At 45.9% G+C, this 19,958-nt stretch carries 23 protein-coding genes; 13 read left to right on the top strand and 10 right to left on the bottom strand.

Going from position 1 to position 19,958, the window contains the following annotated elements:
* From LPW36_RS06540 to mobA, 3 genes are all read right to left on the bottom strand, one after another.
* A partial coding sequence (locus LPW36_RS06540; protein WP_338085967.1) for an IS1 family transposase occupies nucleotides 1–75 on the bottom strand: 75 nt, incomplete at its 3' end.
* 310 nt (nucleotides 76–385) lie between these two features.
* Nucleotides 386–922 (bottom strand): molybdopterin-guanine dinucleotide biosynthesis protein MobB, encoded by a 537-nt coding sequence (gene mobB, locus LPW36_RS06535; protein ID WP_230608704.1) that lies wholly within the window; start codon nucleotides 920–922, stop codon nucleotides 386–388.
* A 3-nt stretch (nucleotides 923–925) separates the two neighbouring features.
* Entirely contained in the window at nucleotides 926–1,501 is a 576-nt protein-coding gene (mobA, locus tag LPW36_RS06530) for a molybdenum cofactor guanylyltransferase MobA (RefSeq protein ID WP_230608703.1), read from the bottom strand.
* Between the two features lie 484 nt (nucleotides 1,502–1,985).
* Here mobA and nrfA point away from each other — a divergent pair, with 484 nt between their 5' ends.
* The 13 genes from nrfA (at nucleotide 1,986) to LPW36_RS06465 (ending at nucleotide 13,224) form a co-directional block, all read left to right on the top strand.
* Entirely contained in the window at nucleotides 1,986–3,422 is a 1,437-nt protein-coding gene (gene nrfA, locus LPW36_RS06525; RefSeq protein ID WP_230608702.1) for an ammonia-forming nitrite reductase cytochrome c552 subunit, read from the top strand.
* Between the two features lie 46 nt (nucleotides 3,423–3,468).
* Entirely contained in the window at nucleotides 3,469–4,029 is a 561-nt protein-coding gene (gene nrfB, locus LPW36_RS06520; RefSeq protein ID WP_230608701.1) for a cytochrome c nitrite reductase pentaheme subunit, read from the top strand.
* A complete protein-coding gene (nrfC, locus tag LPW36_RS06515) occupies nucleotides 4,026–4,697 on the top strand; it encodes a cytochrome c nitrite reductase Fe-S protein (protein ID WP_230608700.1) in 672 nt (223 codons plus the stop codon). Before nrfB ends, nrfC begins: the two co-directional genes overlap by 4 nt.
* A complete protein-coding gene (nrfD, locus tag LPW36_RS06510) occupies nucleotides 4,694–5,650 on the top strand; it encodes a cytochrome c nitrite reductase subunit NrfD (RefSeq protein WP_230608699.1) in 957 nt (318 codons plus the stop codon). The genes nrfC and nrfD overlap by 4 nt, the downstream gene beginning before the upstream one ends.
* Before the next feature lie 23 nt (nucleotides 5,651–5,673).
* On the top strand, nucleotides 5,674–7,587 hold the full coding sequence (locus tag LPW36_RS06505; RefSeq protein WP_230608698.1) for a heme lyase CcmF/NrfE family subunit: 1,914 nt from the start codon (nucleotides 5,674–5,676) through the stop codon (nucleotides 7,585–7,587).
* Complete coding sequence (locus LPW36_RS06500; protein ID WP_230608697.1) at nucleotides 7,584–8,135, top strand: DsbE family thiol:disulfide interchange protein; 552 nt, start codon at nucleotides 7,584–7,586, stop codon at nucleotides 8,133–8,135. Before LPW36_RS06505 ends, LPW36_RS06500 begins: the two co-directional genes overlap by 4 nt.
* Nucleotides 8,135–8,593 (top strand): heme lyase NrfEFG subunit NrfF, encoded by a 459-nt coding sequence (nrfF, locus tag LPW36_RS06495; protein ID WP_420844736.1) that lies wholly within the window; start codon nucleotides 8,135–8,137, stop codon nucleotides 8,591–8,593. Before LPW36_RS06500 ends, nrfF begins: the two co-directional genes overlap by 1 nt.
* Nucleotides 8,590–9,444: a c-type cytochrome biogenesis protein CcmI gene (gene ccmI, locus LPW36_RS06490; RefSeq protein ID WP_230608696.1), complete on the top strand. Its 855-nt coding sequence runs from the start codon at nucleotides 8,590–8,592 to the stop codon at nucleotides 9,442–9,444. Before nrfF ends, ccmI begins: the two co-directional genes overlap by 4 nt.
* 65 nt (nucleotides 9,445–9,509) lie before the next feature.
* Complete coding sequence (locus LPW36_RS06485; protein WP_230608695.1) at nucleotides 9,510–9,779, top strand: YihD family protein; 270 nt, start codon at nucleotides 9,510–9,512, stop codon at nucleotides 9,777–9,779.
* A 58-nt stretch (nucleotides 9,780–9,837) separates the two neighbouring features.
* A complete protein-coding gene (locus LPW36_RS06480) occupies nucleotides 9,838–10,824 on the top strand; it encodes a serine/threonine protein kinase (RefSeq protein ID WP_230608694.1) in 987 nt (328 codons plus the stop codon).
* Nucleotides 10,825–10,847: 23 nt separating this feature from the next.
* Nucleotides 10,848–11,549 carry a thiol:disulfide interchange protein DsbA gene (dsbA, locus tag LPW36_RS06475; protein WP_230608693.1) on the top strand — a complete coding sequence of 234 codons (702 nt, stop codon included), beginning with the start codon at nucleotides 10,848–10,850 and terminating at the stop codon, nucleotides 11,547–11,549.
* A 403-nt stretch (nucleotides 11,550–11,952) separates the two neighbouring features.
* Nucleotides 11,953–12,669, top strand: coding sequence for a DUF3053 family protein (locus LPW36_RS06470; protein ID WP_230608692.1), 717 nt, complete (start codon nucleotides 11,953–11,955; stop codon nucleotides 12,667–12,669).
* A 195-nt stretch (nucleotides 12,670–12,864) separates the two neighbouring features.
* Nucleotides 12,865–13,224 carry a YibL family ribosome-associated protein gene (locus tag LPW36_RS06465; protein WP_230608691.1) on the top strand — a complete coding sequence of 120 codons (360 nt, stop codon included), beginning with the start codon at nucleotides 12,865–12,867 and terminating at the stop codon, nucleotides 13,222–13,224.
* A gap of 181 nt (nucleotides 13,225–13,405) precedes the next feature.
* Here the strand turns inward: LPW36_RS06465 and LPW36_RS06460 are convergent, their stop codons facing one another.
* From LPW36_RS06460 to sodA, 7 genes are all read right to left on the bottom strand, one after another.
* Nucleotides 13,406–14,626: an MFS transporter gene (locus LPW36_RS06460; RefSeq protein ID WP_230608690.1), complete on the bottom strand. Its 1,221-nt coding sequence runs from the start codon at nucleotides 14,624–14,626 to the stop codon at nucleotides 13,406–13,408.
* A 297-nt stretch (nucleotides 14,627–14,923) separates the two neighbouring features.
* Nucleotides 14,924–15,574 (bottom strand): 2-dehydro-3-deoxy-6-phosphogalactonate aldolase, encoded by a 651-nt coding sequence (locus LPW36_RS06455; protein ID WP_230608689.1) that lies wholly within the window; start codon nucleotides 15,572–15,574, stop codon nucleotides 14,924–14,926.
* Nucleotides 15,571–16,467, bottom strand: coding sequence for a 2-dehydro-3-deoxygalactonokinase (locus LPW36_RS06450; RefSeq protein ID WP_230608688.1), 897 nt, complete (start codon nucleotides 16,465–16,467; stop codon nucleotides 15,571–15,573). The genes LPW36_RS06455 and LPW36_RS06450 overlap by 4 nt, the downstream gene beginning before the upstream one ends.
* A gap of 97 nt (nucleotides 16,468–16,564) precedes the next feature.
* Complete coding sequence (locus LPW36_RS06445) at nucleotides 16,565–17,299, bottom strand: FadR/GntR family transcriptional regulator (RefSeq protein ID WP_230608687.1); 735 nt, start codon at nucleotides 17,297–17,299, stop codon at nucleotides 16,565–16,567.
* A 103-nt stretch (nucleotides 17,300–17,402) separates the two neighbouring features.
* Nucleotides 17,403–18,083: a 6-hydroxyaminopurine reductase gene (yiiM, locus tag LPW36_RS06440; RefSeq protein WP_230608686.1), complete on the bottom strand. Its 681-nt coding sequence runs from the start codon at nucleotides 18,081–18,083 to the stop codon at nucleotides 17,403–17,405.
* A 160-nt stretch (nucleotides 18,084–18,243) separates the two neighbouring features.
* Entirely contained in the window at nucleotides 18,244–18,582 is a 339-nt protein-coding gene (locus tag LPW36_RS06435) for a zinc ribbon domain-containing protein YjdM (protein ID WP_230608685.1), read from the bottom strand.
* Between the two features lie 304 nt (nucleotides 18,583–18,886).
* Nucleotides 18,887–19,510, bottom strand: coding sequence for a superoxide dismutase [Mn] (sodA, locus tag LPW36_RS06430; protein WP_218466529.1), 624 nt, complete (start codon nucleotides 19,508–19,510; stop codon nucleotides 18,887–18,889).
* Between the last annotated feature and the right edge of the window lie 448 nt (nucleotides 19,511–19,958).

Raw genomic sequence — 19,958 nt, 5'->3', positions numbered from 1 at the left:
GGAGGTGGAATGACCGTTTCGGATCACATCACTCGTTTCAGAACAGCGGGGACAAACTACATCAATCTTTGCCATCAATCATCCAAAGGGCGAAGAATACCACAACACTAAATATGCGTCACGACCGAATATCCGCTCAAGTCCATTTGTCAGGTTTACCAGCAAATTGAAGCCATGAGTTCAGATTGCCTTCTTGCATCACGTAAACAGGCTGATACTAAAGAGAAGATATTTCTGCCAGTAGGAAAAATAGATATCGAAGATGCCAAAATTAATAATGGATAAAGATAATTTATTTATATTTATTGAAGTTGATGAAACGCTTTAGCAGTAAATTTTCAATGCGTTATGCAACAGCTTTTTTCTGATATAACGAATGCCACTGTTAGTTAACTATTATATTTTTATTATTTAACCAACTCTGAATAAAGTCAGCGATCTGCTCAAGGTTATTTATATCCAGCAGTGGAACATTAACGGATATCTCCTCGTCTGTTGCCAGTGCAATAACATGATTATCGATTAGTCCATCCAGAGGTTTACCCACTGAACGGCGAAATAACGCTATTTTATTAATAGGCTCGTGCTTAAAACCTTCAACCAGAACTAAATCAATCTGATTAACATCAAACTTATCTGCCAGTTCTGTCAGACTTATGGCTCTGTCTGGTGTTTCTGTCATTAAAGCCCAGCGTTGATCGCAGGCCACAATGGTTTGTGATGCACCGGCTTTACGTAATTCGTAGCTGTCTTTTCCCGGTATATCAATGTCCATATTGTGATGGGAATGTTTGATAAGCGCACAGCGAATGTCCATGTTGGATAAGGCGGGAATCAACTGTTTAAGCAAAGTCGTTTTTCCGGTACCGCTGTATGCAGTTATGCCTAATAAAGGAATGCGTTGTATCGTTGTTATTATCATATTTTATTTATTCCAGTTACGGCATTCATCCAATGTATTTATATTTTTAAAGGCCTGCGGCATATCACTAAAATCAACCGCGGTGGCCTGTTGTTGGGATAAGAAGATCATAAGCTTACGATCGCCTCCCTGAAGGTAGTTGCGTAGTGGTGTTATCAGGCAGATATTCATTAATGCCAGAGTAGGATGTGCTCGCTCTCCATCATCCACATAAGCTACGGGCTGATTATTTCGGTGGTGCCATAATCTTTTCGCTAGAGAATCGGGAATGAGGGGGGTATCGCAGGGCGCAAACAGAACCCATTCTGTCGGGCTATTTTCCAGCATGGTTAAAATACCCGCTAAAGGCCCCTTGAAGCCTTCAATAGAGTCCTGGAATACCGGATGGCCGCTTTTTTTATACTCTTCTGTGTTGCGGTTAGCGCTGATAATAATACTCTCAACCTGAGGCTTAAGACGCGTAAGAACATGCAGGTATAGCGGAGTACCACCAATGGTAACTAAACCTTTGTCTGTACCACCCATTCTGGTTGCCTGCCCACCGGCCAGAATGGCTCCGGTAATTGAAGGTATCGACATTGCACTCTCCCTTTAACCTGCTCAACAAGGAGTGCTATTTTAACGCGTTCACTGATAAATAGTCCTGTTTATTTGCTTTATTGATAATAATTTTCATTCAGATATCAAAATGAATTCCGTTATATATATTATGTTTATATTTCTTTATTCCAAAATAAACATAACCATTATTAGGTATATTAATTTAATTGTTGGGCAATTATATACCTATAAATAGTTAATTATTTACGTAACTATTTGTGAGTATATTGAATTGATGGCTGAAAATATTATTTGAACCCTATCAAGAAAATGATTTTTACCCACATTATTCATTGATCTAAAACAACCAATATTAAGACAAATATTTATTTGCTCTCTAAATAGTTATATTTAGGGGGATAATAAAATACTACTTGAGTAGTGATTTAGTGCATTGGAAGCAGCACATAAAAAGATATCAATATCTTGGTAATCGGCTCAACGAACGCCGAACTTATAATAAATGGGAGTACTTACCGTGGGCAAGATTAAGGCAAAGTTATCAGCTAGCTTACTGATATTGTTTGCATCACTTTTGGTGGGCAATACAGCATTAGCTAATAAATCGAATGTAGAGGCCCGTAATGAGGTCTTTGCAAAAGATCATGCGGATCAATACGATTCATGGCGCGCAACCAGCGAGTCAAACAAGTTAGGCGGCGGTCTGGATGAATATCCTGATATGGTTATTCTTTGGGCCGGTTATCCATTTGCAAAAGATTATAAAAAAGCACGTGGCCACTTCTATGCCATTACTGACGTGCGCGAAACTCTGCGTACCGGGGCACCAATGAAAGATACCGATGGCCCGCTGCCGATGGCATGCTGGAGCTGTAAAAGCCCGGATGTGGCTCGTCTGATCGATGAAGGTGGCGAAGACAAATATTTTGAAGGCATGTGGTCAAGAGGCGGCGCGCAGATTGTGAACCCAATCGGCTGTGCTGACTGTCATGACACTGCATCTAAAGATTTCGCTGAAGGTAAACCAGCACTTAATATGTCTCGTCCTTATGCCGTTCGTGCGTTGGAAGCGATTGGTAAACCATTTGATAAAGCCAGTCATCTGGATAAACAAGCTATGGTTTGTAGTAACTGCCACGTTGAATACTATTTCGAAGGCAAAAGCAAAGCGGTTAAGTTCCCTTGGGATAAAGGGATAACCGTAGAGAAAATGGAAGAGTACTACGATAACATCGCATTCTCTGACTGGACTCATCAGTTATCTAAAACACCGATGCTGAAGGCGCAGCACCCGGAGTATGAAACCTGGAGTCAGGGTATCCACGGTAAGAACAATGTGACCTGTATTGACTGTCATATGCCGAAGGTACAAAACGCAGAAGGTAAAGTGTTTACCGACCATAAAATTGGTAACCCTTTTGATCGATTCAATGAAACCTGCGCCAGCTGTCACACCCAAACTAAAGAACAGTTACAGGATATCGTTGCTGCCAGAAAAGAAGCGGTCAGAGAACTGAAGAAGAAAACAGAAGCTCAGTTAGTTCATGCTCACTTCGAGGCTAAAGCAGCATGGGATGCCGGTGCAACCGAAGAAGAGATGAAACCAATCCTGTTGGATATCCGCCATGCGCAATGGCGTTGGGACTATGCCATTGCCTCGCACGGTATTCATATGCACGCACCTGAAGTTGGCCTGAAAATTCTGGGTACTGCGTTAGATAAAGCGGCTGATGCCCGTACTAAACTGGCTCGGTTGTTAGCAACTAAAGGTATTACTCACGAAATCGCATTACCTGATCTTTCCACTAAAGCTAATGCTCAAAAAGCATTAGGTATGGATATGCAAAAACTTGAGAGCGACAAGCAAGAGTTCCTGAAAACCCGCGTAGCGGAATGGGACGCAAACGCCAGAAAAGAAGAGCGCTTGTTAAGCAAATAAAGTTATCGGCCCCGGTATGCCGGGGCCCAAATAAGGTGGAATTATCATGGGCAGTTTACGTTCATTATTTAAGGGCGGGCTGTTAATGCTGGTATCAATGTTTGCGCTGACGGCAATGCCGTCATCCGCAGAACCGCTACCGGAGCAGAAAACAGAAGTATCGTCCGAATATAAAGTAGAGTTACAGCGCAATCGTGACTATGCCTGTACTCAGTGTCATAAAGACACTAAGGATGGCATGCACGGCGCGCATTCAAAAGCGATTAACCCAAATAACCAACTGCCGGTGACCTGTACCAACTGTCACGGCAAAATCACTCCGGAACACCGTAATGGCGTTGCGGATGCCATGCGTTTTAATGAAGACGTATTCCCGGTTGATAAGCAAAATCAGGTTTGTATGACTTGTCACCAGCCAGAGAAATTACGCACGGCGTTATGGGCTCATGATGTCCATATCCTGAAAACGTCCTGTGCCAGCTGTCACCAGTTACATCCGGCTAAAGATCCGGTACAAGGATTGGATCAGAAAGGTCAGATCAAGCTATGTGTTGACTGCCACAGTAAACAACAGCAGCAATACCAAAAAGAGAAGGAAACCCCATGAGTTGCTCACGCCGTCATTTTATTGCCGGTATGGGAGCAGTAATCTTTATGACCGGCCCGGTTAACCGTTCGCTGGCGCAGACTATGTCAATTAACGGCATTCGTTATGGCATGGTGTATGACGAAACTCGTTGTATTGGCTGCACCGCGTGTATGGATGCTTGCCGGCAGGTGAATAAAGTTCCTGAAGGGGTATCGCGGTTAAATATTATCCGCACTGGCCCTATAGGAGAGTTTCCTGAGGCAAAATATCAGTTTTATCGTCACTCTTGTCAGCATTGTGATAACCCGCCTTGTGTGGATGTCTGTCCGACAGGGGCTTCTTATAAAGATGCTGCCACGGGTATTGTTGAAGTTAATCCGGAACGTTGCGTTGGCTGTCAGTATTGCATTGCTGCCTGTCCGTATCGTGTACGCTTTATTCATCCTGTCAGAAAAACGGCAGACAAATGTAACTTCTGTCGTGATACCAATTTAGCTCAGGGCAAACTACCTGCCTGTGTGGAATCCTGTCCTACCAAGGCGTTAACCTTTGGTAATCTGGACGATCCAAATAGTGACATTGTGAAACTGATAGAAAACAAGACCACTTACCGTGCGAAGGTACATTTAGGAACCGAGCCGAAAATGTATCGTATTCCAAGCAAACATGGGGAGATTAAAGGATGAGCAGCGCTTTCCATTTTGAATCCCTGGTTTGGGACTGGCCAATCGCCATTTATCTGTTCCTGATTGGCGTTTCTGCGGGCATGGCGACCATTGCGGTGTTTCTTAAACGCCGGGTGTTAGCCGATGGCGCAAGCCGTGATGGCATCATTAAAGCAACGGCAATCATTGCCCCACTGACAGTGATTGTTGGTCTGGTGATTCTGATTTTCCACCTGACACGTCCGTGGACTTTCTGGTACCTGATGATTTTCTATAGCCCAACATCGGTTATGTCGATGGGGGTGATGCTGTTTCAGGTGTATATGTTAGTCCTGATAGCCTGGCTGGCGGTGCTGTTTCGTCAGGAGATTGCTAACTTTCTGGAGCAGCGCTTTAAAGGGTTTAGCTGGATTAATGGCATTATTGCAGTATTTGCCCGTTTTGAGAGGGTGCTGGAGCCGTTAATGATTTTCCTAGCGGTAGCGCTGGGGGCTTATACTGGTTTCCTGCTGTCGGCACTGAAAACCTATCCAATGCTGAATAACCCGGTACTTCCGGTGCTGTTTCTGTTCTCCGGTATTTCATCCGGAGCGGCGGCGGCGGTGCTGTTTGGTATTGTCTGGTTTAAGCAGCCGGTAGATAGTCCGTCGGTTCATTTTGTTCATCAGATTGAAAAACCGGTTGTACTGTTTGAACTGTTCCTGTTGCTGGCCCTGTTTGTTGGCCTGTTCTTTGGCGGCGGTCAGAGAGAGGCGGCGGCGGTTGCAGCAATTGGCGGTGGGTTCTGGTCGAACGTTTTCTGGTTTGGCGTGATCGGGTTGGGAATTTTATTGCCGCTGATCATGAGTATGGTGTGCAGCAAGCGCGTTCAGCACAGTAAAAGTTATATAATAGCGGTCGCATGTATGGGACTCTCCGGCATATTGCTATTACGTTTCTTTATCCTGTATGCCGGTCAAATGACGGTAGCCTGAATGTTTGATAAAAAGGATATAGCATGATCCCTGATTTGGGGCTGCTATCCCTGGCAGGTGCTTTAGCACTTGCGATATTACTGAGTATTGCTCCGCTGGCAGGCATTTATTGCCGGCGGGCATTACTCATTCGCTATGCAGCTCCCCTGAGTTATGGGGTTTGCCTGCTGATTACCCTGTCTATCTCGTTACTCGGTTACAGTTTTGCGACCGATGACTTCTCCGTCATGTATGTCGCCCAGCACTCTAACTCCCAGTTACCGCTGTTTTTTAAAGTTGCGGCCGTGTGGGGTGGGCATGAAGGCTCCATGCTGTTCTGGCTGTTTTCTCTCTCGGTATGGAGCGCGCTGGTTGCCGCATTGCGTCGCCGTATGGATATACAGCTTAATAGCACCGTGCTGGCGATTCTTGGTTTGATTATGGTGGGCTTTTGCCTGTTTATCCTGCTGTACTCCAACCCGTTTGAGAGAGTATTTCCTGCACCGATGGAAGGGCGGGATCTTAACCCAATGTTACAAGACGTTGGCCTGATTTTTCATCCTCCGTTGCTGTATCTCGGCTATGTAGGATTTGCGGTTAATTTCGCTTTTGCTATTGCGGCACTGTTAAGTGGGCGCATGGATGCCGCGGTTGCTTACTGGAGCCGTCCATGGGCGTTAGCCGCATGGATTTGTTTAACCGCCGGTATTATTTTAGGTTCGTGGTGGGCCTATTACGAACTGGGCTGGGGCGGATGGTGGTTTTGGGACCCGGTTGAAAACGCCTCTTTAATGCCCTGGCTATCAGGTACGGCGCTGCTGCATGCGCTGATTGTGACGGAACAACGTGGCACTTTCAGTTACTGGAGTTTGCTGCTGTCGATTTTTACCTTTGCCTTGAGCCTGCTGGGTACCTTTATTGTTCGTTCCGGCGTATTAACCTCTGTTCATGCTTTTGCGGTCGATCCCGATCGCGGCATTATGTTGCTGTTGCTGCTTGGTGTGGCGATCGTTGGAGCGTTAACGCTGTTTGCTCTCAGAGCCAATACCCAGTCGGCCGTTGCCCGTTTTAACCTGTTTTCTCGTGAAGCGCTCTTGCTGATGGCAAACGTGCTGTTGAGTGTTGCGACCTTGATTGTATTGATTGGCACCTTCTACCCTATGTTGTTTACCGCGCTGGGGTTAGGCTCTATCTCGGTTGGCGCACCTTACTTTAACAGCACCTTTGTACCACCGATGTTACTGATCCTGATGGTGATGGGTATTTCACCTCTGAGCCGTTGGAAAAGTATGGCATCAGGCCAGATAAAATGGCTGTCTGTTTTGGCTATATTGGCGTTGATTGCAGGCAGTGCTGCCGCCCTGATGTTCGAACGCTTTTATCCGATGGTGGCGGTTGCTTTGGTGCTGTCCGTATGGGTTATTGTCAGCAACGTTACCTTTATCAGACAGTTATCATTACGGCGTTTGGGCGTGCTGTTAGCCCACTGTGGCGTAGCGGTTACTGCGATAGGTATTACGTTATCCAGCTATTATTCCACCGAAACCGGAGTAAAAATGGGGCCGGGAAGTGAAAGTACGTTAAGCGGTTACCGGTTCCATTATGATGAAACTAAGCTGTTGGTTGGCCCTAACTACACGGCAGAGCAGGCTACTATTCGCGTTACCCGTGATGGTAAAGAGGTTACGCTATTGATGCCGGAGCGTCGCCACTATACGGTCAGAACCATGCTGATGAGCGAACCGGGGATATCCTGGAACTTGCTTGCAGATCTGTATGTGGTCATGGGGGAGAAAGTTGATAAACAGAACTATGCCCTGCGTTTCCACCATAAGCCGTTTATTCGTTGGGTATGGGGCGGTGGATTACTAATGGTTCTGGGCGGAGTATGCAGTCTGTGGAGTAAACGCAGCAGAAAGAAAGATAATGCGTGTTATCAGAATGAGGTGGCATCATGAATCGGCTAAAACTGTTCTTGCCCCTGTTTCTGGTGCTATTGATGGGCATTGCCCTCTATTTTGGCTTAAAGCAAGACCCCCACCAGTTAGGATTGATTCAGCAGGATAAGCCGATGCCCGAGTTTGTGGCTGAAGATTTACTGCTGCGTAATAAAACTTTTAGCCAGCAAGATTTTGTCGGGCACATTACGGTATTAAATGTATGGGCCAGTTGGTGCCCATCCTGCAAGCTCGAGTTTCCATTCCTGCAAACTCTGCGCGAACGCCCTGAGTTTAAGCTTTACGGTTTGAACTATCGGGATAACCGCCCGGCTGCACTGGAAGTCCTTAATAAGTTGGGGAATCCGTATCTTCGTTCAGTTTATGACCCAAAGGGTAAGCTGGCGCTGGATCTGGGCGTATATGGCACGCCGGAAACCTATTTGATCGACAGTCAGGGCATTATTCGCTATCGGTATTCCGGTGAGTTGAATCAGGACATCTGGCAAAAAGAGTTTCAGCCTAAAATTGAAGTGCTGCAAAGTATGGCATCAGGAGGTTCTTCATGATGCGTCTGTTTTGTCGCCTGATATTACTGATGTTAATGGCATTACCACTGCGGGCGGAGATTGTTGATACCTGGCAGTTTAAAAATCCGGAGAATCAGCAACGGGCCATTAGTCTGGCGAAACAGCTACGTTGCCCACAGTGCCAGAACCAGAATCTGGTTGAATCCACTTCTCCTATCGCCCATGACCTGCGTCTGGAAGTCTACCGTATGGTGGATGAGGGTAAATCTGATGAGCAGATCGTCAGCTTTATGACCCGGCGCTTTGGCGATTTCGTATTATATAAGCCTCGTTTTAATAGCCAGACCGCTCTGCTGTGGTGTAGCCCGTTGGTATTTCTACTGTTTGGGCTTTGGGTTATCTGGCGATATGTAAAGAAACGTCGCCAACTGCCGCCTCCGACGTTAACGGAAGTGCAAAAACGCCAGTTGGATAAATGGCTGGAGAATAAGCCATGATGATTTTCTGGAGTGGTGCAGGGCTGATGCTTTGTCTGATTCTGCTGATTATTTGGCTACCGGTGATTCGTTCAACTATACCAACGGTCAGCGATCGTGACTTACGCAATGATACTAATCTGGCCCTTTATCAGCAGCAAGTGGTGTTAGCCGGAAAGCTGTTTTCCGAGCAGGAAAAAGTAAATGGCCTGTCAGACGAATTTCAGCAGGAGCTCTCCCTGAGCCTGTTGCAGAATATGGCACCGGTTGAAAAAACGGCGGTGGCGATATCCAACCAAACATCGAAAATCATTCCGGCAGTGATGACGGCAATAGTGATACTGGTTACCGCGGTGGGATATGGCTACGTTGGTCAGTATCAGGCGTCGGTACAATACAGCAGGGAAAACCATACCGATCCCTTCTCCGGTATGGATGTCAGCCAGATTCAGGATAAGGTCGTAACAGAACTTCAGCAGCGTATCCGCCAGTCGCCCGGCGATCCGGAAGCCTGGTTCTTGCTTGGTCAACGTTATCTCAACAGTAATGAATTTGAAAATGCGCTAATTGCCTTCGATAAGGTGACACAGCTACGCGGTAACGACGCGGAGGTTCTCACGGCGAAAGCTACCACGCTTTATTATCAGGCTGGTCAGCGTATGACGCCTCAGGCACAGACTTTAATTAACCAGGCTCTGGCTCTGGAACCTAATCAGGTGACGGCCCTAATGCTTCTGGCATCGGATCACTTCCTGAATGCTCAATATTCGCAGGCAATTGATATCTGGCAACAGTTACTGGACAGCAACAATCCGCAAATAAATCGGGCTAAGTTAATCGAAGCGATTAATATGGCTCGCATGATGAAATAACAAGCTGTTAAAATTTGATTAACCCTGATACCTTGTGACTCTTTTGAATAAAAGGGAGAGGCGTTATGAAATGCCATCGCGTCAATGAACTGATTGAACTTATCCATCCAGCCTGGCAGAAAGATCCGGATCTGAATCTGGTCCAGTTTCTGCAAAAATTGGCGACAGAAGCAGGTTTTACCGGCCCGCTGAGTGAATTAACTGACGATGTGCTGATTTACCATCTCAAGATGCGTGACAGCGATCGTAGCGAAGTCATCCCCGGCTTAAAGAAAGATTACGAAGAAGATTTTAAAACCGCCCTGTTACGCGCACGCGGTATTTTAAAAGATTAAGTCCTGTGTATGATAACCGGCTGATAGCCGAATAACCCTGTGGTGATATAAATTTCTTATGAATTCAGCAGCATTTGCTTTCCATACCTTAATGCCCGACATGATACTGGATGCACTGGAAAGTGTCGGGTTACGTGTGGATTCCGGGCTTACCGCGCTGAACAGTTATGAGAACCGCGTATATCAGTTTATGGATGAAGATCGTAAACGTTACGTGGCAAAATTTTACCGCCCGGAGCGTTGGTCACCGGAACAGATACAAGAAGAGCACGATTTCTCTTTAACGTTGTCTGAAACAGAGATCCCGGTTGTCGCTCCGCTGGTGATAAATAAGCAGACATTACATCACCATCAGGGGTATATGTTTGCCGTTTTCCCCAGTATGGGCGGGCGTCAGTATGAAGTAGATAACCTTGACCATCTGGAATGGGTTGCCCGTTTTCTGGGACGAATTCATCAGGTTGGCAGACAACAGCCGTTTGTTGCCCGGCCAACCATGGGGTTGGATGAATATCTTTACCAACCTCGTCAGGTACTGGAGGAGAGTCCTCTGGTGCCAGCAAGCGTTAAACCGCTACTATTACCGGTATTGGATGAGTTAATCCAGGCCGTGGAACAGCACTGGCATACGGATTGGACGTTATCCCGTCTGCATGGTGATTGTCATCCGGGAAATATTTTGTGGCGCGATGGTCCAATGTTTGTTGATTTGGACGATGCCCGTAACGGGCCGGTGGTGCAAGATATGTGGATGCTATTACAGGGTGAGCGTTCAGAACAGCTGATGCAGTTGGATCTGTTTGTTGAGTCCTACAGTGAGTTTGCTGATTTCGATCAGAGGGAATTGGCACTGATCGAGCCATTACGCTGTATGCGGATGGTTTATTACCTTGCTTGGGTGGTTCGCCGTTGGGAGGATCCCGCGTTTCCAAAAAGTTTTCCCTGGATTGCAGATAATGATTTTTGGCAGGCGCAGCCATCGTTGTTTACTGAACAGGCTAAGTTGCTACAGGTTCTGCCGTTGCAACTGATGCCAATGTACTGATTATTGTTTTACGGAGTATTGTTATGAAAAAGATGTGGTTAGTGTTGGTGTGTGCAGCAGTTGCTGTTGGTGCTTTTTTTATTTGGTCAAACTCTTCTACCCCGGCAATTGCAGATTCCAAGCCTACTGGTAGTAGCAGTTCAGCGGTGGTCGCCTCCAACTTTCAAAATGGTAAGCAGTTTGTCACTCTGGACAGAAGTGCAACGGAAGAGCCGCAGGTATTAGAGTTTTTCTCCTTTTTCTGCCCGCACTGTTATGACTTCGAAAACGTTTATCACATGAGCGATGAGTTTAAGAAGCAACTGCCTGCAGGCGGTAAAATTGTTAAATATCACGTCGACTTTATGGGGGGTGAATTAGGCTCCCAACTGACTCAGGCATGGGCTGTTGCCATTACTTTAGGCGTTCAGGATAAAGTTGCTCCGCTGATTTTTAACGGCGTCCAGAAAACTCAAACTATTCGCAATCTGGACGGTATTCGTCAGGCATTTATTGAAGCCGGCGTAAGCGGTGAAGAGTTTGATAGCGCGTGGAATAGCTTCATTGTTAAATCTCTGACTGCTCAACAGCGTAAACTGGCAGAGGAAGTTGATTTAAGAAGCGTACCTTCCGTTATCGTTAATGGAAAATATCTGGTTAAGAATGATGGTTTAGAAGCTAAAAGTGTTGAAGGCTTTATTCAGGAATTCGGTCAGGTGGTTAAATATTTACTGGGCCAGAAGTAATTAACCAATAACTTTAGTAATAAAAACCTCATCAAAAATTTTGGTGGGGTTTTTTATCACCAATAGTGCATTAATGAGCCGGGAATATTGAATGCTGCGGTAAACACTATTCCGGCAGGTGATATTCTTAAACACACTTTAAACAGAAAACGAATAAACATCCCCCCGCTTTTGGTTTTAGCTATTGTTTCATGTTCTAAACCATGTCTATGGCGTTGTTAAATAATCTTATAATTTTCAATTAACTATACAATAATATTCGGCATTTTAGTTTAATCGCTTTATTCAATTAACATCGAATGCTAACGTATCCCAGTTTCTGCGGCATATCGATGTGTGAATAAAGGATTCGCTTTCCGCAGAGTAAATAATGGATTTTAGTGAATAAATTTCAGGAGCATGTATGTCTTTAGTTAAACAAAAAACATGGGTTCGCTTTTTAGCCCCCCTGTTTGCTTTGGGTCTGGTATTTCAATTAGCGGGTTGTGGTGATAATGAGCCAGAGCAGCGTAAAGCGTTCAGTGAGTTTCTACAGACGCAAGTGATTGACGGCACTAAAATCCGCTTACCGGAATTAAGTAAAGACCAAGAGAAAGCTTTTGGTAACTACACCAAAGATTATGCGCTGTTAACCAGCTTCACCAGCCAACTGGACAGTGCGTTTTCAGGTGCGATGCAATCTTCAATGACTGAGCTAAGAACGCTGAACAGCATGAAAGCGATGGTTGAAAACCGTGAGAAAGTTGAAAAAGCTCAGGCAGAGACTAAAGCGGTTCAGGCTAAACTGGACGGTATTGTTAAGCAAACTGCTGATAGCTATGCGGCGATGAAACTGCCAGAAGATTTAAAAGTGGTTTATGACAAAGCCTATGCCAAAGTGGTTACCCAGCAAGGTGACTTAAGCAGACAAACCTTAACGCTGTTGGATTCTACTTTTAGCGACATTCTAACCATTTCTGATTTCCTGAAAGCTCAGGGTAATAAAATTGAATATAACGGCCCGGTGGTTCAATTTACTGAACAGGCTGGACTGGATAAATTCAATGAAATGAATGCGTCTTTACAAAAGAACCAGCAAGCGCTGATGGACATTGCACGTAAAATCGCGCAAATCATGTAATATTTGCTGATTCGTCAGCGAAAAAGATTAAAAGGGTCGCTTTTTATAGTGACCCTTTTTTTGTTCTCTCTTCTGTGAAGTCATGATTCTATACGCAAAGTTAGTACTGAGATTCGGTAACGTTTATACTCCTTGTCAGACTATTCCGTAAGACGGGATACCCCACTATTTAAAGCCAGAATTTAAGGTCGAGTTATGAAACAACAGGCGGCAGAAATTAAGCGATTGAGCGACCGTCTCGATGCGCTAAACCGTAAAGAAAAAGAGATTATAACCAAAGGGGTGGAAGCGGATTTCAGCGAGATTGATGCTGAAAAATTGACGCTACAAACCGAAATTGAAAGACTTCGACAAGAGAAAAGTCAGGTTTTAAGTGCCAAAGCGCAAAAAATTCAAAAGATGCCGTTTAGTCGCCCGATTACCAAAGCTGAACAAGCCGATATGGGTGCATTAAAGAAAAAGGTGAAAGGGCTGGAAGTGGTTCACCCAATGACAGCGCTGGGTCGTGAGATGGGGTTGAAGGAAGTCACGGGGTATGCCAGAGGGAAGTTTTAGGGTTGTTTGTTGATAAACCTGATAAATTGGCTTCAATAAATATTCTGGTCGTAAAAACGATGTTGCTCACATCACCTTCGTGCCCGGCCGGAAGACCGCCTGTACTTAGCTGTGGAGCGCGTCGGGCCAGCGCAAGCGCTGTTCAAACAGGCTTTGCCTGTTTGTCCGGCAACTGAAGCTGTTACAGCCACCCAAGAACGGTAGGACCAAAGAATCCCGCCAGGTTGCCAATGGAGTTAACCACGGCAATCCCTGCGGCAGCCGCAGTTCCTGACAGGATAGAACCCGGCAGGCTTATGTACGTTGGGATAAGCGCTAATGTTCCGCACATGGCCACGCAAATCCAGGCCATCATCCAGAACGTAGAGCCGTTATAGTAAGTGCTGAGTACCAGACCAATACAGCCAATGATGGCAGGAATAGCGATATGCCAGCGGCGTTCGTTTTTAAGATCGGAATGATGGCTGTTCCACACCATGACACAGGCACCAAACAGATAAGGTAGTGCGGTCAACAAGCCAATATGGAGGTCATCAGTGACGCCGGAGGTTTTAATGATGGATGGCAACCAGAAGTTAATTCCGTAGTAGCCAATATTGAAGCTAAAGAAGATTAATGACAGCAGCCAGATATAAGGGTTACTTAACATGCTTTTCAGGCTGGTATCGATTTTCCCGTGGTTAGCGATGCGTTTATTTTCCTGATCTTTAGCCAGATCGCGAATAACAATGGCTTTTTCTTCATCAGATAACCATTTAGCGGATTTCACGTCGTTATCTAAAAAGCGCAAAACCACAAAGGCCAGCAGAAAAGAGGGAATGGCCTCTACCAGAAATAACCACTGCCAGTTATGCAGACCACCAACGTCCTCAAACAGCTTGAGAATCAAACCGGAGAGCGGGCTGCCAATAATGGTGGATAGCGGCGTAACCAGAATAAACAGGCCAAGGGTTCTGGCTGAACGCCATGACGGGAACCACAAAGTGAGATAGAAAACGATGCCGGGGAAAAAGCCCGCTTCTGCAATCCCCAGCAGGAAACGTAAAATATAGAATGAGGTAGGTGTGGTCACAAACATCATGGCTGCTGAAATAATGGCCCAGCTCGCCATAATTCTGGCAATCCAAAAACGTGGCCCGTATTTCTGCATTAACAGATTACTGGGTAATTCAAATATAAAATAACCAAGAAAGAATATACCTGCACCTAAGCCATAAACGGTATTGCTGAAGTTCAGGGCATCCTGCATATGCAATTTCGCAAAGCCAACGTTAACGCGATCCAGATAGGCAAAGAAATAGCATAAAATCAGAAAAGGAATTAGCCTTCGGGTTATTTTCTGGTAAACGCTGTTTTCTGCCGAGGTGGCGGTTTGCGTTTGTTCTATTGTGATTTCAGACATAGGTTGTCCTTATTATATTTCTGGTTAAATATTACGATTCCTGCCTAAAAAAGAAAAATGGTTGCCCTTCTTTTCTTAAGTTTTAAGAAATGAATCGTTTGTTTTTATTACTACGTCATACCAATAAGATAAATATATCCATCATACTTCAGGCTGCTTCCTGATTGACTGCGTTCACACGCCGCCCTGGTGCAACCGGAATTATTTTTGGATATAGCCTTCTTTAACTACCGGAAGGCATTTCATCCGTTATAAAGCGATAAACACTTTATTCTTTCTAATTCGTTAATATTCTGATTACGCCTTCAGGCTATTAAGCCAGGCATCACGATAGCGAATGGCATTAGCTTCCAGCGTCTTCATGGACATTCCCGCCTGATAAAGCCCACCACCCAGACCAAAACCATCGGCACCGGCCTGACAATATGTTTTCATTTGTATGGCGTCAGCCTGAATACCGCCAACCGGCAGGCAGGCGATGGTTTTGGGCAGCACTACACGCATTGCTTTCATCACCGATGGCGGAATCATCTCCGCAGGGTAGAGCTTTAAACCGCAAGCACCGGCCTCAATGGCCGCAAAAGCTTCTGATGGCGTTGCCACACCCGGCAGGCTGGTTAACTTTAGTTCTGCACTGGCTTTGACTACGGCAGGAGAGAAGTTGGGGGAGATAATTAACTCACCGCCCACATCATGAACCTGTTTAACCTGTTCCGCGGTTAACACCGTACCTGCACCTACCCGGGCTTTTCCGGCTACGGCATCCAGCATAATCTTCACCGTTTTTAACGGCTCCGGGCTGTTAAGTGGAACTTCAAGGAAGCGAAAACCGCACTCCACCAATAGCTGCGCTGCGTCATGAGCTTCATCCGGTGTAATGCCGCGTAAAATGGCGATCAGCGGTAATTGGCTCTGGCGTAATTGATTGTGAAATTGCTCTGCGGTCATGGCTTTTCTCCTGCGATATGTGCGTAAAGATGGCTAATGCCCCGGATAAAGCACTCATCACCATCGATGGTCTGAAGGTTAATTCCCAGGTATTTGGCCGCTTGTGCGTAGTTTTCTGTGAGTTTGGGTGAACCAACGCACCATATTGGTTGGGTTGTTGAGCAGGTAACCAGTTCAGCACCAATTAATAATCCAGATAGATAGCTGTGAATATGCTGTTCTGCTATCTCTTTGTTTAAGCGATAAGTACGGGCAGAAAACAGCTGGTGACTGAGTGGCGTTTTACGCTGGGCTAACTCGATAGCGAAATGGAAAACCTCCAAACTATATTCTTGTGGTGGAAGCGCTCTGCCGAGAATAGAGTGCTGGCTCAGTAAAGCAAACAGTTCACCTGTCATATAGGTAGAGAAATGAGAGATGGATTGGTTATCTATCAATACATGCTTGCTGTGGGTGCCGGGTAAAATAATCTGGTATCTGGCAGAACCGTTGATGGCTGAAAGCCCGGCTAATTGCACCTCTTCCCCACGCATCACGTCTGGCTGCTGGTAAGGGCTATGACAACGAACACCGGGAATGATCCAGACCGGGCTCGCCCAACGGGTAGTGAAAGAGAAAGCCTGTTCTGCCAGTGAAGCAAAGGTACAGGGTGCCTCTACATAAGGCACTTCATGCCATCCCTGCTGTGAACCAACCATACCGGCCATAATAATCGGATAAGATGCCTGCGCAAACCAGGGTTGTAATAAACGCGATAACTCCTGTTCGAAGCTTCCCTGCTCAATTTGCAGTAAGCCCGGTCCCTGGGCACAACGTTCAATACATTTGTTTCCCTGCATCAGAAATGCCCGGAAATTGGTTGTACCCCAATCTACAGCAATCCACCTTTTCATTAGTATTACAACCTTTGTAATCTTGTATTACAAGAATCGTAAGATAAAAGAAGGTTACGATCTGTGAAGCAGATCGTATTGTGAAAAAATTTAGCAATCAGTCGATATGGGTAAAGATTTCTGGCTGGTGGCTCTGTAGTCGTTTTTGCGCTGCTTTTAACAGAATGTCGCGCATCCGCAGCTTAGCGGTATCAACCTGCTTAAGGCGAATGGCATCCAGTAAGGCGACGTGTTGAGTGACGGCCTCTTTGGTCAGGCGGACATCTTCTTCCAGTGTCTGCTTGAAAGAGAGGGACATCGCAGACGAAAGGGCGTTACTGAGGGACAGCAAAAAAGGGTTGTGGCTGGCACGTAGCAATGCAAGGTGGAAGGCTAAATCACCTTGTTCAAACAGTTCACGGGCATTCTGCTGCTGCCCATCAGACATTAAGTGACAAGCATCTTCCATGGCGGCTAAATCCCGACCGGTGGCATTGGCCGCCGCCAGCGCAGCGACATTAGGTTCAAAAATCAGACGGGTGACCATCAACTGCTCAACCATCTCCTGTCCCATTCCGCCTTCGGTCAGCCAAAGCAGGACTTCTGAGTCTAGAAAGTTCCACTGTTCACGAGGCGTCACCACGCTGCGGCGCTTGGGCTGAATAGAAACCATGCCCTTAGCCGAAAGAACCTGTAGTGCATTCCGGATGGTGGTACGTGAAACCTGATATTGCAGCGCCAGTTCGTTTTCACCCGGCAGAGACGGCACTTGTGATAAATCACCACGCATAATGCGAATAGCAAGATCGCGCGTCAGGGATTCCGCCATAGAAGGCGCAGCGGTTTTCGTCATCAACATATCCATCATCAGTTATAAAGAGATAGGGAACTGCCAAAAGCATTAGCAGTATGGCTATATACTTTATCGTAACATGGATTATGTATTGATTAATTAATCAATCAACAGTTATACCCACCAGTCGACGTTCCATATCTTCGATATGTTTGGTCAGTATTCTCATCTGCATATTCTTGCTCCAGCTGGCGGACAGCGCGCTGGCTGAAAGTAAACGATGATACTGCTCTTCATCAAAGGGTGAATTAAAAGCAATAGAAATGGCTTCAGCGACGGAAACATCACTATTGCGGCTTACTAATTCTAACGGTTGATCAGGGTTAACCTTACCGGCAGAAACCACCCGATAGAGCCAGCCACAGCGACCGCTGCTCTGCATAATGCGGGCGAAATCACTAATATGACAATGGTAATTTAGCTTATAACAGGGAGAACGGGGCTGGGTTACCTGAATAAGCGTTTGCCCCCAGCGGAAGATATCACCAATAAAAACCGTTTCTTCCGTCAGTGTCAGGGTGGAGAGGTTTTCTCCAAACAGCGGTGCAACAAATTGATCGGCCTGTTCAGGAAAGCGCATCTTCCAGTAGTCGTAATGTTCTCGTGGATAGTGACATAACGCGCGATCGGCACCGCCGTGATGGCGATGGTCTGCCTGCTGATCCCCTTCAAAACCCAGCGGTGTGAGTATCAGTTCACCGTCAACCGCGCGTTTATCGATGGCGCTGGGTGAGTGGTCATAATAGGGTTTAATTTTGCCAATATAGACAAGGGGAGAGTGCATGGTAACCGCCGTTTTACTGAGTAACTATTTTATTTCAGCATACTGACTGTTATTGGTCATATCCAGTTTTTGATATAGGGACAGTGCTTTTTTGGCGGGTGTGGAGGAGCGAAAAAAAGCCACGGCTTTCAGACAAAGCGGTGGCTTTATTGCTGCTTAATCAGACTTTCTTAACGAAGCAGGCTTTCAGCATAACGCTGGTGTTGTCGATTTTGCAGTCGATTTCATGGTCACCGTCAACCAGACGAATAGGTTTGGATTTGCTACCTACTTTCAGTACGGTTGAAGAACCCTTTAATTTCAGGTCCTTAATCAGGGTTACGCAATCGCCGTCGGCTAATACGTTACCATTACTGTCTTTCACCACTCTCGCATCACCATCTGCTGACTCTGGCTCTGAAGGGTTCCACTCGTGAGCGCAATCAGGGCAGATGAACATGTCTCCGTCCGGATAGGTATTTTCTGATGAACAGACCGGGCAGGTTGGAATAGAATGCATGTCAATTTCCCTAAAAATAGAATGTGAATAAAATCAGGGCGCTATTCTACTACAAATGACCACTTTTATCACATGGATAAACTATCGGCTTATGAAGATGATAGCCTGAGAAGGGAAAGCGTCATTGGAGAAATCATTTTTCACCATAGAAAATTCAGCTTTTGTTAAAAGAATATTTATCTTTTCAGGACGCAGGAAAGAAAATCTAATCGAGAGGCAGATAACCGGATGTTTATTCAGGCGGCAATAGTAAGTTGTTCACTATTGCCGCCATTATTTATATGAAATCTAAAGGGTTATATTATTACTTTGCTTCAGCAAAACGTTTGGCCGCTTCATCCCAGTTCACTACGTTCCAGAATTCTTTAATATAATCAGGACGACGGTTCTGGAATTTCAGATAGTAAGCATGTTCCCAAACGTCCAGGCCCACAATCGGGAAGCCTGATGCGCCAGATACGCTTTCGCCCATCAGAGGGCTGTCCTGATTAGCAGTAGAAACTACCGCCAGTTTGCCATCTTTTAATACCAGCCAGGCCCAGCCGGAACCAAAACGGGTAGCAGCAGCTTGTTCAAACTTCTCTTTAAAGCTTTCAACGCTACCAAAATCACGTTCAATCGCCGCTTTCAGATCGCCTTGCAGGGTAGTGCCTTTTTTCAAACCTTTCCAGAACAGGCTGTGATTTGCATGACCACCGGCGTTGTTTCTTAATACGGTACGCTTCTCCGCAGGTACTTTATCTAACTGAGCAATCAGTTCTTCAGCAGAGAGTTTTTTCAGATCGTCAGACAGCGTTTCCAGCGCAGCATTAGCATTATTGACATAAGCCTGATGATGTTTACTGTGGTGGATTTCCATGGTTTGTTTATCAAAGTGAGGTTCCAGAGCATCGTAAGCATAGGGCAGGGTAGGAAGGGTATAACTCATCGTATCACTCCTCAAAGGATATTTACGCTGTGTATAAGACAGCTCATTTCAGTTTCATGGTGGGTTATCAGTATAGCACTGAATATGAATTGATAATCATTATCGTTTGTGTGGGTATTTTCTATTGGTGTGATAGGTGATTTTTTAGCTTTGAGTTAGTTTCGTCCACTAATCGTGCAGAGTCTGTATTAGCTATTGTGCGAGTGGCCGAGCAAGGGGCGTTAAAAGGCGAACGCCCCCTGCACCCCCGCGCCTTCGCACCCGAATCCAGGTCGCCTGATGGCGACTTCCCTCCGCCTTCGTTCGGGCTTACGCACCGGCGCTGATTCGCTCCCGGCGAAGCAGCGCCTCGCCAAACATCCTTGTTTGGCGTGCTACCCTCTCTCAGTTGTCGGCTGAATTCCAGTGCTCTATAGAAGGGCAAAAAGATAAGGTCAACTGCCAACTG

The organism is Limnobaculum eriocheiris, from assembly GCF_021010575.1.
Classification (GTDB): domain Bacteria; phylum Pseudomonadota; class Gammaproteobacteria; order Enterobacterales; family Enterobacteriaceae; genus Limnobaculum; species Limnobaculum eriocheiris.
Note: the sequence above shows the minus strand (reverse complement) of the source record. Positions and strands in the feature narration are given on the sequence as shown.